11 protein-coding genes are annotated in these 12,736 nt (G+C 60.8%); 1 reads left to right on the top strand and 10 read right to left on the bottom strand.

The window, feature by feature from the left end; genetic code table 11:
* Nucleotides 1-13: 13 nt before the first annotated feature.
* The 4 genes from AC193Q_RS05475 to AC193Q_RS05490 form a co-directional block, all read right to left on the bottom strand.
* Nucleotides 14-1,063, bottom strand: coding sequence for an alpha/beta fold hydrolase (locus AC193Q_RS05475; protein ID WP_095666662.1), 1,050 nt, complete (start codon nucleotides 1,061-1,063; stop codon nucleotides 14-16).
* An 85-nt stretch (nucleotides 1,064-1,148) separates the two neighbouring features.
* Nucleotides 1,149-1,583, bottom strand: a complete 435-nt coding sequence (locus AC193Q_RS05480; protein ID WP_483879270.1) for a YqaA family protein — start codon at nucleotides 1,581-1,583, stop codon at nucleotides 1,149-1,151.
* Nucleotides 1,583-2,029, bottom strand: a complete 447-nt coding sequence (locus AC193Q_RS05485; RefSeq protein WP_095135615.1) for a DUF411 domain-containing protein — start codon at nucleotides 2,027-2,029, stop codon at nucleotides 1,583-1,585. The genes AC193Q_RS05480 and AC193Q_RS05485 overlap by 1 nt, the downstream gene beginning before the upstream one ends.
* Nucleotides 2,030-2,193: 164 nt before the next feature.
* Entirely contained in the window at nucleotides 2,194-4,185 is a 1,992-nt protein-coding gene (locus tag AC193Q_RS05490) for a methyl-accepting chemotaxis protein (protein ID WP_121185294.1), read from the bottom strand.
* 380 nt (nucleotides 4,186-4,565) lie between these two features.
* Here AC193Q_RS05490 and AC193Q_RS05495 point away from each other — a divergent pair, with 380 nt between their 5' ends.
* A complete protein-coding gene (locus AC193Q_RS05495) occupies nucleotides 4,566-5,093 on the top strand; it encodes a hypothetical protein (RefSeq protein WP_047294205.1) in 528 nt (175 codons plus the stop codon).
* A 43-nt stretch (nucleotides 5,094-5,136) separates the two neighbouring features.
* On the opposite strand, the gene AC193Q_RS05500 is transcribed toward AC193Q_RS05495, so the two are convergent.
* From AC193Q_RS05500 to AC193Q_RS05525, 6 genes are all read right to left on the bottom strand, one after another.
* The gene (locus AC193Q_RS05500) at nucleotides 5,137-6,060 is read right to left on the bottom strand and encodes a GNAT family N-acetyltransferase (RefSeq protein WP_047294208.1); all 924 of its coding nucleotides are present in this window, start codon (nucleotides 6,058-6,060) and stop codon (nucleotides 5,137-5,139) included.
* Nucleotides 6,060-7,349: a phenylacetate--CoA ligase family protein gene (locus AC193Q_RS05505; protein WP_121185296.1), complete on the bottom strand. Its 1,290-nt coding sequence runs from the start codon at nucleotides 7,347-7,349 to the stop codon at nucleotides 6,060-6,062. The genes AC193Q_RS05500 and AC193Q_RS05505 overlap by 1 nt, the downstream gene beginning before the upstream one ends.
* A gap of 50 nt (nucleotides 7,350-7,399) precedes the next feature.
* Nucleotides 7,400-9,802: an aldehyde dehydrogenase family protein gene (locus AC193Q_RS05510; RefSeq protein WP_121185298.1), complete on the bottom strand. Its 2,403-nt coding sequence runs from the start codon at nucleotides 9,800-9,802 to the stop codon at nucleotides 7,400-7,402.
* Nucleotide 9,803: 1 nt separating this feature from the next.
* A complete protein-coding gene (locus AC193Q_RS05515) occupies nucleotides 9,804-10,934 on the bottom strand; it encodes a LuxE/PaaK family acyltransferase (protein ID WP_121185300.1) in 1,131 nt (376 codons plus the stop codon).
* Nucleotides 10,934-12,199 (bottom strand): MFS transporter, encoded by a 1,266-nt coding sequence (locus AC193Q_RS05520; RefSeq protein WP_483879271.1) that lies wholly within the window; start codon nucleotides 12,197-12,199, stop codon nucleotides 10,934-10,936. The genes AC193Q_RS05515 and AC193Q_RS05520 overlap by 1 nt, the downstream gene beginning before the upstream one ends.
* Nucleotides 12,200-12,449: 250 nt before the next feature.
* Complete coding sequence (locus AC193Q_RS05525) at nucleotides 12,450-12,587, bottom strand: hypothetical protein (protein WP_177327908.1); 138 nt, start codon at nucleotides 12,585-12,587, stop codon at nucleotides 12,450-12,452.
* Nucleotides 12,588-12,736: the final 149 nt, after the last annotated feature.

Below are 12,736 nucleotides of genomic sequence, written 5' to 3' on the forward strand. Positions count from 1 at the left end.
CAGCCTTACCTCATCAACGAACGGGATTGGGGTTGTTCAGCCAGCCGAGCAAGGCCTGGTGAAATTTCGCCGGTTCCTCCATCTGCGGCGCGTGGCCCATGCCGGGGAACTCCACCAGCGTCGATTGCGGAATCAGCTTGGCGACCTGCTTGCCGAGCACCTCATAGTGGCCGATTTTCGCCTTGACCTCGGGGGAGGCGAGATCCTTGCCGATGGCCGTGGTGTCGGACGTGCCGATCAGCAACAGGGTCGGCATTTTCAAGTCCTTGAACTCGTAGTACACCGGCTGGGTGAAGATCATGTCGTAGATCAGCGCCGAGTTCCATGCCACCTGGGTCTTGCCGGGCCCATTGCTCAGGCCGGCGAGCATGTCGACCCAGCGGTCGAATTCGGGTTTCCAGCGGCCGTCGTAATAGGTGTTGCGTTCGTAGTCGCGAATGCCTTGGGCGGTGACCTTGAGTTCGCGCTGGTACCACTGATCGACGGTGCGATAAGGCACGCCAAGGGCTTTCCAGTCCTCCAGACCGATCGGGTTGACCAGCGCCAGTTGTTCGACCTGTTCCGGGAACAATAGCGCGTAGCGGGTGGCGAGCATGCCGCCGGTGGAGTGGCCGAGCAGCGTGGCTTTCTGGATGCCGAGGGCCTTGAGCAGTTGTTGGGTGTTGGTCGCCAGTTGCTGGAAACTGTACTGATAGTGGTCGGGCTTGCTCGAGGTGCAGAAGCCGATCTGATCCGGCGCAACCACCCGGTAACCGGCTTCGCTCAAGGCCTTGATCGAGCTGTCCCAGGTGGCGGCGCAGAAATTCTTGCCGTGCATCAGCACCACGGTGCGGCCGTTGGCCTTGCCGTGGGCGGCGACGTCCATGTAACCCATCTGCAGGGATTTCCCCTGGGACTGAAAGGCAAAGTGCTTGAGTGTGTAGGGATACTGAAAACCCTGCAGCTCCGGACCATAGGTCGGGCCGTCGGCGGGGGCTGCTTCAGATGCGGCGGCATGGGCAAACAGCGGCAGCGCGGCGCTGAGGAACAGGCCGGGCAGCCAGCGGGAGAGCGTGACGGACATAGGGACAAACTCCATAAAATCGGCCGATGCTGGAACGCCCGGATTAGGGCGACGTTAACCACAGGCAACGCTGCGTGCAGAATGTTCAACCGAGCCAGCCCAGGGTCAGCATCGCCACCACCGCGTAGCGCGCGCCCTTGGCCAGGGTGACGATCAATAGAAAGCGCCCGAGTGGCTCGCGCATGACGCCGGCGATCAGGGTCAGCGGGTCACCGATCACCGGCAGCCAACTGAGTAGCAGTGACCAGTGGCCGTACCGCTCGTAATGTTTGCGCGCGGTGGCCATGTGTTTCGCGCTGACCGGAAACCAGCGTCGATCCTGAAACCGTTCGAGGCCACGCCCCAGCCACCAGTTGACCAGCGAACCGAGGACATTGCCCAGCGTCGCCACGCCTAACAGACCCCAGAGCCAGTAACGGTCGCTGGCGATCAGGCCGACCAGCAACGCTTCCGATTGCAGCGGCAGCAGCGTCGCAGCGCCGAACGCCGCCGCGAACAGCCCGAGGTAACCGGCAGCCATCAATGCGCCGGGTAGTCCGCCACCACCACATCCGTGCCGTCTTTCTTCAGGCCGATCACTTGATAGGCATCGCTCATGCCGTCCATTTCCATGCCCGGCGACCCCATGGGCATGCCCGGTGCGGCGATACCCAACAGATCGTCACGCTTGCTCAGGGCCAGTACTTGTTCAGCCGGCACGTGGCCTTCGACGAACTTGCCATTGATCAGCGCGGTATGGCACGAGCCCAGGCGCGGTGGTACGCCGTGTTGCTGCTTGAAGCTGCTCATGTCGCTTTCGACGTGGTCTTCGACTTTGAAGCCGTTGGCTTCGAGGTGGCTGATCCATTTTTTGCAGCAGCCGCAATTGGCATCGCGATGGACTTCGATCGGAATCAGGTCGGCCGCCTGGGCCAGGGAGGAGAGGAGCAGGGCGCTGAGGGCGGCCAGTCGCAGGGAGGTTCGCATAATGGATTCTCGGCTCGGATGACGATCAAAAAGGAAAGCATTTTGACCGGATTATCCTGCCCGGCATCAACGGAGTGTTTCAAGTTGATACAAGACAGGCTGGCAGGATGATCATTGATCAAGCCTGACAGCCTGCTGAGAGGGAGATTACAAATCTGTCAGGCTCAACGAACCTTGAACCGCCCCATGATCGCGCTCACCCGGTTGTTGGCTTCCAGCAGCTGGTGGGTGTTGCGTTCGCTGGCCTGGCCGCTGTGCACCAGTTCTTCGACCATGTGCCGGATCTGCACCATGCTGCGGTTGATCTCTTCGGTGACTGCGCTCTGCTGTTCGGCAGCGGTGGCGATCTGCGTGCTGAGGCTGTTGATGTGACTGACCGAGCCGGCCATTTCATCCAGGCCCGAGTTGACCCGCGCCGTGGCGTCGGCGGCAGACTGGCAACTGGCCTGGGTGTTTTCCATGGCGCTGACCGAGGAGCTCACGCCTTGGGTCAGGCGAGTCAGCATTTCGTTGATCTCCGAGGTGCTGGCCTGAGTGCGGGCGGCGAGGGCGCGGACTTCGTCGGCCACCACGGCAAAGCCGCGACCCTGTTCACCGGCCCGGGCGGCTTCGATGGCGGCGTTGAGCGCCAGCAGGTTGGTCTGGCCGGCGATGGCGCCGATCACTCCGAGAATCTCGGTGATGCGCTGCGCGTCCTGCTGCATGTTCTCGACTTTTTTGGTGGCGCTGGCCACTTCATCGATCAAGGCCACCACGCTGTTGGTGGCTTCACCGACGACCACCCGCGAACGGTCGGCGTTTTCGTTGGCGCGTTGGGTGAACGCTGCGGTTTCTGCGGCGTTCTGCGCGACGCTTTCAGCCGTCGAGCTCATCTCGGTGATGGCGGTAACGGTCTGATCGGTTTCCGATGCATGGCGCAGCAGAATCTGGCTGGTGTTGGCCGATGTGCGTTGCAGATCGTCGAGGCTTGAGGCCATGGCGCCGGTGGCCTGCGTCACTTCACCGATCATGTTCTGCAGGTAGGCAATAAAGGTATTGACCGAGTGGCCGATGGCGCCCAGTTCATCTTCGGCGCGGATGGTGATGCGCCGGGTCAGATCGGCATCGCCGCTGGACAACGAGTCGATATTGGCCTTGAGCGCTTTCATTCGCGACACCAGTTGGCGGATCGCATACACCTGCAACAGCACCAGCAGAATCACCAGCGGAATCTGCAGCAGGCTCAGGCTGCTGAGCACGTCGTCACGCTGCGCGGTGAGCATTTTTGTTGGCAGGGCGGTGGCGAGGAACCACGGCGTGCCTTCGATCGGGCGCATGAAGAACGTGCTGGCCTCGCCATTGTTGTCGAACTCGACACGTTGCGCCTGATCACGGTTTTGCAGACCCGCTTTGACCTGACTGGCGAAGGTCGAGCCAGCGGTCAGTTCGCTGATGTTCTTCAGCACGATCGGGCCGCTGATGCGCGAGCTGTTGCTGATGATCTTGCCGTCGGCCTCGACGATCAGCATTTCAGCGTTGAGGTCTTTTTCCTTGCGCGCCACCAGATCGTTGAAGAAGCCCAGCGTCACGTCGATGGTCGATACGCCCCAGGCTGCACCATTTTTCTGGATCGCCATGGCGCAGTTGGTGCGCGGCTCGGCGCTCGCATCGTCTTTATAGGCGGCCGCCCAGGCGCACTGGCCGCGCGGGGTCTGCATGCCACCCTTGTACCAGCTCTGATCGTAGTAGTTCGGCGCCGCGTCGCTGTTCCAGAAGGTGTTCACCGCCAGTTTGCCCGAGGCATCGCGGTGCCAGAACGTGCTGAATTTGTTACGCCCGGCCTCGCGCTGGCCCGGCAACGGCCAGATCCCGCCACCAAACACTTTCAGTTCGCCGTACTGATCCACCAGCCCCGGCAACACCGTGTCGATGGCCGCGCTGTCGAGCAGCGGAATGGTCTGGGTGATGCTGCGTTGCTGCGACTGAACCTTATTGAGTTCGCCCTGAATCTGCTCGGCGACTTCGGCGATGCGATTGAGCACCACCTGTTCTTCGGTATGTCGCAGCTTGGGTGCGACCAATTGGCTGATACCGACCACGGTCAGCACCGACAGCAGCAGGATGAACAGAACCAGAAATAACGTGTAGCGAGCCTGAATGGTGCGGAATGCGGGCATGGAGACCGGTCCTTGAGCTGCGATTCTTATTGTGGGGTCGAGGGAAAAACGGCGGGGTTACACCAGCGTATCGTCGGCGAGCGGGGAAGCTTTAGGTACTGTCGTGCAAGAAAGTTTCGGGCTGACAGAAGGGGCGTATCGATCCTGATACAAATGAATTGACCGCCTGTTTAACCGGTACGGAAAAAGCATCGCCAGCCATCGTCAAACTGCCATGAAGCCCAGTGATAGTGAGCTTGCGGTGATTTGTATCGAGAATGTACAGAAATTGTAAGCGACTGCACTAAAAGGGTTGGTGCCACTAGTTGGCCGGTAGATACTTCGCGTCATTCAAAGTGTCACCAAGGACATTTCATGGTTATTTCACAGGGAGTCTTCTCATGACGATCGGCATTGTCGGTGGTTGGGAAAGCAAGGCAGGGGTGCTGGTTCGCAATACGGGCGCGAAAAAGCAGGTGAGTCAGAGCGTCAAGGTGCAGCAGATGCTGACCATGGTCGGCAACGATCCGAACGCGCTGAACACCGCAGAAATGGACAAGCAGGGCCTGCGCAAGAACATCAAGGGCTTCGACCCGTCGAACACTTCCGTCAAACAACTGGGCAATCTGAGCGTTTTCCTGCGCAGCCGCGGGCTGATCTCCGAGATCACCTCGTTCACCTTGCTCAATGCCGGTGACAAGTTCGACCGGTTCGGCGTGACCAAAGACGTCGATGCCAAATTCAACGCACTGGAATATTTCGCCACCCAGCTCGACGCGATCCAGAGCAATGGCCTCAATGGCAACGCTTACGGCAAGAACCTGATCCCCGAATTCAAAAAGGCGATCTACGTGCTGCAGAACCTGAAAACCTACGGTGAAGGCAACGCGCCGAAACCTGTGGATCAAGGCGTCAAAGCCAAGGCCTGAATCTTGAAAACGGCCCGCCCATTTTGTGGGCGGGCCGTTTTTTTCAGCCTCGGTACATTTGCCCGACCTGTCGGACCTGGTCCTGCAAGCGTTGCATGTGCGGACAGTGCAATGTCAGCGTTGACGGCTGGTAACCGCGATGAAACAGCCCAAGCCAGCCTTCGCTACGCTCATCGGGAACGATTCCGGTGAAAGCGAAACCCACATCGGCAAGTTGGCTCAGTGAGCCGGGAAATCCTTGGGCGAGCCTGAGTCTGAGCGAAACCAGCCATTGCACCGGCAGTCGCTCAAGTTGCCTGAGCAGGTTGTCATCGAGTTCCTTGAGCACAATGTCATAGCGCCCCGAGGCGTGTTCGACATGGACCTTCGGGCCGCTCCAGGGCGCCGCTTTGTCGGTGGTACCAAACGCCCCCTCCAGATGCGACATCAATTCGCCACAATCCGTTGGCCAGGCCAGCGCGGGCAGCGGGCGTCGAAAACCCTCGATGTCGTAGTGGCCGACAACGATGCTCTCTCGGTCCTGTCCTTCGAAGGGCGAAGCGGCGTAATCCGGCAACAGACCGCAGCTGTGAAAGCCGAGACTGGCGGCCATACGCTGAGTGTACGGATGGTGCGTAACCTGCTTGATGGTGACGCCCCGGCAATCCAGGGCCTGGGCATGAATCAGCAATTGCCGGCCCAACCGTGTGGCGATGTTCTGCCCGCGGGTATCCGGATGTACCACCGTCAGTGCCAGTTCTGCCAGTGAGGATCTGCCTGACCGGCGAAACAGGGTGGCATGCCCGCGAATCTGCCCGTTTACCTCCGCCACCAGCGAGTGCCAGCGCCCGTCACTGTGGTTCTGATTGATCATGCACGGCAGATACACATGCGGTTGAGGATAACGAGTGCCGTAAATGGCTTCGAACAGGCCACTGACTGCCGGTGCGTCGGTGATGCGATAACGCCGCAGGAGGGTCTTGGCCATCAGGCTTGCTGCTCGCACGGAGTCTGATAGTCGCGCCGGTCCACGACCCGCTGATGCTTGCCGGAACGTGGGTGACACGTCAGTTCATCGCTGGCGCAGGCGATCACATGCAGATCGAGCAATTGCTCGCCTTGTAGCTTCTCGATCCACGGATATTGCTCGATCAATGTGCTGCGCAGGTTTGCGCTGGTCTGGGCGATATCAGTCATGTGCCTGTCGGGTACCCATCTGAGACTCAGCAGGTCTTTTTTTCCCTGTTGCTCGATGACCAATTGCCAGTCGGCGCGGTTACCGAGGCGTTGCACCAGATCGCCAATGTCACGCATGTCCAGACTCAAAACGCCCACCCGCACGCGCTGGCTGCTCATGCTGCGTCCCATCAGCGCGAATTTGCGCATGGGCGTGCCGGGCGGTTCACGCCAGCACGCCAGATCGCCGACAGGATAGCGGAGGACGGGCATCAGGCGACGGGTCAGATTGGTCATGACCAGTTTGCCGTTACGGTCGCATTCTTCGATGACAGTACCGCTCACCTCATCGATGATCTCCAGCACGCTGTGGCGCTCCAGCATTCGGTGTTCGCCCAGAGCGCAATCGCGAGTGCTGACGCCGATCAATCCGGCATCGACGCTGGCGTAACCGATGGAGGCGATACGCGCATTCGGAAGCACCCGACGCAGCACTTGCAGCTGTGCTTCGAACAGGCTCTCGCCACCGTAGAGCAGGGTCTCGACACCCTCCAGAACCTGCGACCGGCGCTCGAGCCAGGCGGCAAATTTCAACAGTTGCGCCGGCACGCCAGCCAGCACGTTGATCCGGTTCGCCACGATCGACCTGGCCAGTACAGCGCTATCGACGGCCCCGGTGAATGGAAACTCGCTGACGGGTGTCTCGACATGTGCCAGGGCATCGTGGACGAAAATGAAGCTGGCATACAGGTCACCGACGAAGAACAGATTGGCGACCCGGTCGCCGGGGTTCAGTTGTGCTGTGAGGTGGCTACCGAAATCACGCGTCAGGGTTTGCCATTCGCCGCGGGTGAACAGCGACAGTTTGCCTGAACCGGTGGTCCCCCCGGTCTGGAACACCAGCGCATCCGCGGTCGGGCCGGTCAACGCCGACCACTGCTGCAGGGACTGGCTGCCGTGCCAGTACTGCCCGGGATCGACCAGGGGCAGCTCGTTCAAACCGTTGATGGGGACTGGGACGTTCTTGAAGTGATCACGGTAATAAGGCGAATGTCGGCGGGCAAAATCGAGCAAGGCATTCAAATCTGTGGTGGTGTTCATGGTGGTTTCGTATGGAAAGGAGCGGTGGGGCGCAAGCAGGCGCCCCGTTTTCAGCGGCGTGAATCAATCACGGACGGTGTCTTGCCGCTGTGTCTGTTTCGGGCAAATTGCGCAACGGCACATTGCTCGACGTCGACGGTGAGCAGTCCGGTCTGCACCAGCGTGCTCAGCGTCTGATAGCCTTGCAGCTGAAGATGGGCCTGAGCCGGCTCCAGTGGGCTGCGCAGTCGCATGCGTTCCCGGCCGTCAGGGCCGTGGTCGAGGATCAGTTGAAACGGCGCTTGCAGGCGCTGCTCCAGCGTTGCCAGCGAGATGAAGTCAGTGGCGATGCGCAGCAATTTGCCGTGCCGTTGCAGCAGCTCGAAGCGCGGCGAAGTCAGACCGCAGGGACATGGGCCGGATAGCCAGCGTCCGCTGTCACCGATGTCATAGCGCTGCACGGACTGGCCCTGACGCGCCCGGGAGGTCACCAGCAGACGCCCCGACTCACCGTGATCGACCGGCGCGTCCTGATCGAAATGGACGATTTCCAGGTGCTGGATGTCGCTCATCAGGTGGAACACACCGTCTGCCGTGGCCTGGCAGGCATGGCCGAGCGGACCGGCATCGACACTGCCGTAAATTGCCGACCGGATCAGCCTGACTCCGCAGCGTTGCAACAACTCGCGGGTGGGTGCGCTCACGTGCTCGCCACCGAGAAAAACCTTGTCGATGGCGCCGTAGCGCTGCAGCGTCTGCTGTTCATTGAGAAACAACCGGTGCACGGTGCTGGGCATGCCGATCAGCACCGTGATCCGTTGTTCCACGATCAGTTGCGCGATCTCCCGGTAATCGTCATCCGCTGGAGCGCCCATGGGCCAGTGTCGGGCCTCCAGTTGTTCCAGCGCCTTGGCAAAACTTGAAAATCCGCCGTACAGCCCGCCGCTGAAGAACAGGTTCATGACATTGTCTTGCGCCGGATCCAGGCCGGCCGCGAGCAGGCCGTCGGCAGTGGCACGCATCTGAAGCTGGAAATCGTGGTAACTGAAAGCGGAAAGTGTCGGCGTACCGCTGCTGCCGCCGGACCGAAAGTACAGTTGTGCCTTGGCGTTCGGTGGCTGGCTTGCAAATGTCGCCTTGTCCATGATCGACACCCCTGATAGCGCTGGCGCAATCGGCTGGCGGTCAAGCGTGGCACACCCCGCCAGCGCGTCCGGCGGCAGGCTGACCGACACGCGACGGCTCAGGCGCTGCAAGGCGTAGACACCGTCATGGGGTTCGCCGTCGTAGCCGTCGTGGATGGCTTCAATCGGGGCGATGCGGGTCACACCGGCGGCGATCAGCATCTGCGCCAGTTCGGCGATTTGCGCCTCGGGACACAGCAAGGCACAGCTTTGCAGTACGTTGCGCCACGGCAACAACGTAGTACCCAGCAGTTCGCGGGGCAGGGGTTTGAGCAGCAGGCTGCGAAACAGCGCAGAAGGTTCGAGCTGACGGTCATGGCTCCAGATCACCCGCCAGTGCGGCGTACTCCAGACCCGGCCGGTCTGCCCGACAAAACTTTGCCCCAGCCGCGCCATCGCCGTACTGGTGGTGATTTGTGAGGCTTCTTCGAGCGTCGGGGTGAGCGCCGGCCAGTGCCCGCTGCGACGCTCGAACGCGGCAGCCAGTTGCGCCCCGATATCGTTCAATACGCTCACATCGTCGCTGTCGACCAGCAACCATTGCGGGCTGGAGCAGGCTTGCTGATCGAGGCGGCAGACTTCATCGACAATGGCATCGAGGACGGCGGGTGATGCCGCATCCGGGGTCAAGTAGGCGAAGCTGATGCGGTGACCCCAGTCGATCCAGCGACAGCCTGGCGGGATCTGCAGGCGGATGGCTTGCAGCGCGGTGTCGCCGCCCCAGGCGGAGACACCGTTGGCGTGTCTGCACAGCTGACCGATTTGTCCGGTCGTTGCCGGCAACACCGCGACGTAACCAGCGAGTTGCCCGCTCGGGTCACATTCCAGCAACTTCTGGAGCAGGCGCGCAGTGAGTCCGCCGTCGCTGCTGCTGGGCCGCAGCCAGTTGACGTTGCCGCTCAACAGACCCTCCAGCACTGCGCAGAACGCCAGCAACGGCGCGTTGGCCGGCGTGATGTGAACCACCAGTCCCAGAGGGCTCCAGCGCTCGAAACGCGACTGCCGATAGTCGATGCGGCGCAGGGAATCGGGTTGCAGGCCCAGCTCATGATCCAGCTTGGCCTGCAGCGTCGCTGGCTGGCAAAAGTCGATCAGGGTTTGGCGCTGGCCGGTGTCGAGTGACAGCGCCAGAGATTGATGTTGCAGGCGTTCGGCGAACGCCTGCGCAGCGGTGAGTAAAGTGGAGGTCTCAAGGGGCGTCTGCAGCCGGTTTGGCAGCAGCGGGTAAAGTTGTTGCAACGCACTGTCGAGATCGCAATCGCCGCGCAGTTTTCCGTTGATCAAGTACATATCAGTGTTTCCCCAGGAATTCCGAAGCGGCCATGGCGCAGCTTCGCGCGGCCGCCGTGCCGGCACGGCCTTGCAGTTGGAACCAGTCGCTCGCCAGACCGCAGCCGCAACTTGCAGCGGGATGCAGCGTGGCGAGGTCACTCATGACCACCGCGTGGGCGGGACTTGACGAGATGTAAGGCGAGACCAGGCTGAGCAGGCCGCACTGCCCATAGGGCAGGACCGAAAAGTCCACGGGGCTGCGCACGTACACTTTCGAATAGACCGGCACATGAAAATGGTGGTGGGCGCACTCGATGTAAGGCACCGCGTGCTCGACGGCGCCGTAGCCATCGCGACAGTCTTTGGCATCAATGCCCAATTGTTGCTGGATCCGCGCGTACAGCTGTTGCTTGGGGACTTCTTCGGTGGCACGGGTTTTCCAGCCGCCACCAAAGAACGCCAGCGATCCGGCCGGCAGTTGCAGATCCGTCGCGCCGGTGGCGCGCATGCGTTGCAGGGTTTCCCAGAGAAAGGCCGGGAAACCGAAGATGCGCACCGGCAAACCTTCTTCAGCAAAGGCTTGCAGGGCTGTTATCACGCCGAACAGATCGAAGCGATGGCCGTCACCGTCGGCCCGTAGTGCATACACCACCCGATTGACGGGGGCAAAGCCACACAGAAACTGATCGGTGAACGATGTGCCCAAGGTGATTCGCGCCTGGGGTTCGTAGCTCAGCAACAGGTAATTGCAGGGCGTATGCGGTGTAATCCAGCCGTACTGCGCGAAGATCCGCTCGACCATGTACTGCGCCGCACCCAGGCTGCGCGCGTCATAACGCATGCGGCTTTTTTGCCCGCTGGTGCCGGAGGACGTCAGTTCCAGCGCGTCCTCGCCCGTGGGGCTGAGCAGCAAATGCTGTTTGAAGAAATTGGCGAAAATCGGTGGCAGCTGCGACCAGTCCTCCAGGGTTTCGAGGTCTTTGGATGCAATGCCATTGGCGTTTAGCCAACGCTCATAACCTGGGGTCTGTTCGATGTGAAAACGGGTGATTTCGAGCATCGCACGATCAAACAGACCGGGCGCCAACGAGTCCGCACAGTAGGCGGCCGGGGATGCACAGAGTGCGTCACTGTGAGGGAAAAGGTGCATTAGCGGGCCTCCTCAGGTGTAGCCGGGGCAAGGCTGGGTTGCTTTGACAAGTGCACAAAGCGCTGGATCAGCGGCAGGCACAGCAAACCAGCGAGTGCCGCGCACAGGGCGAAACCCTCGAGACTGTCGGCACCGCCAACAGCGGCTATCAGCGAACCGCCCGTGCCCATTACGACAATCGAGAGCATGCCGATGGTCGCGGAAACCAGGCCCTTGCTGTCATCGCTGGCGAAGAGTGCCAACCGGTACAGCGCTGTATTGCTCATGCCCAGGCCAATGGCATACAGCGACAGGCTGGCAATCAACAGCGGCAGCGCAGTGCTGGACAGGGCTGTGCCAATCAATCCGGTCAGGCCCAGGCACAGTGGCCATAGCGCAATGCGAATGACCCGGGTCAACGAGTGGCTGGCGAGCAAACGATCGAGGATCAGATTGCCGACAATCACGGCGCCAAAGATCGGGATCTGCCACAGCCCGTATTCGCGCGAGGACAGGCCCAGCAACTGCATCAGCAGCAGCGGCGACAGCCCGATCCAGGCAATCAGCGGCAGGCTCATCAAGCCCAGTGCGAGGCTGGCGTACAGGAAGTGGCGGTTGCCGAGCAGGGTCAGATAGCGATGTCCAACCTGCCGTGCGTTGAACGCAACGGGTGCCTGTTGTTGGCCGTCGTTGCGCATGACGTCGATGGTTTCGGGCATGCAGACATACAGGCCCAGCCAGGCAACGGCCGCCGCCAGGCCCAGGCCGAGAAACAGCGTCCGCCAGCTCAGCCATTCGAGCAGCAGGCTGCCAAGCAATGGCCCGAGCAGCGGCGACAGCAAGGCCACATTGCCCAGCAGTGCCATCAAGCGCACGGCATCCGCTTCACGGAAAACTTCCTGCAGGGCCGGATAACTGACGGCCACAACGAAGCCCAGGCCCATCCCCTGCATCAGCCGCAGCAGGTTGAACGCTTCAATGCTGCTGGTGCCAAAGGTCGCGGCACAGGCCACGCCGAACAACAGGCACCCGCTCAACAGCAGCCGCCGCCGGCCAAAACGGTCGGAGAGTGGACCTATCAGCCATTGCAGACAGACACCACCGATCAGGTACAGATTGAATGCGTAGGGAACGTGCCGCGCGTCTGCTTCTAATTCCAGGGTAACGGCCAGCATTGCCGGCATGATCAGGTCGCTGGCCATGTAGGTCAGCAGTTCAAACAGGGAGACGGCCAGACAGAAGCCGATGGCCTGTCCGGGGCTGATATCGATAAGTGTTCGTTGCATGCGCGGATGAGCTCGTCTGCTTGGGCTTCAGGGGCGCAGAGAGTAGAGCGGAGGGGAGGTGGATTTACACCAGACGGGTGTGACCAGAAATATCAAAAATGCGCAAATCGTTGCAGCTCGAAGAGTCCTACAAAAGCTTGATCAACGTCTTACACGAGCAGGTCAGATTAGAGACAGAAAGCGCCTGCTATTCAGCAGGCGCGGTCGTTCCGGGAACACAGTTTTTAACGTTTATGCGGGGAGTCATTGCCTATCGATGTTGGTAATAACCGGGACCTTCCTGGTACCGATGGTGGTCGTCATGCCAGCCGCCGTGGGGGAAAATGATGCAGCCGCTCAAGGTCAGTACGGCAAGGACGGGAATCAGCCAGGTGATTCGACGGAACATTTCAAAAATCCTCATGGTTACGCCGTCATGAAGCCAAAACTCTTCATCGGCTGTAACATGAGACCGCGTTTATCAAAGCCCATCCCCGCAACACGGTATGTGCATGGCATGCAACCGGATACAAACCGGATACATTTGAAAGGTTCAGG

The organism is Pseudomonas sp. F2, assembly GCF_057174385.1.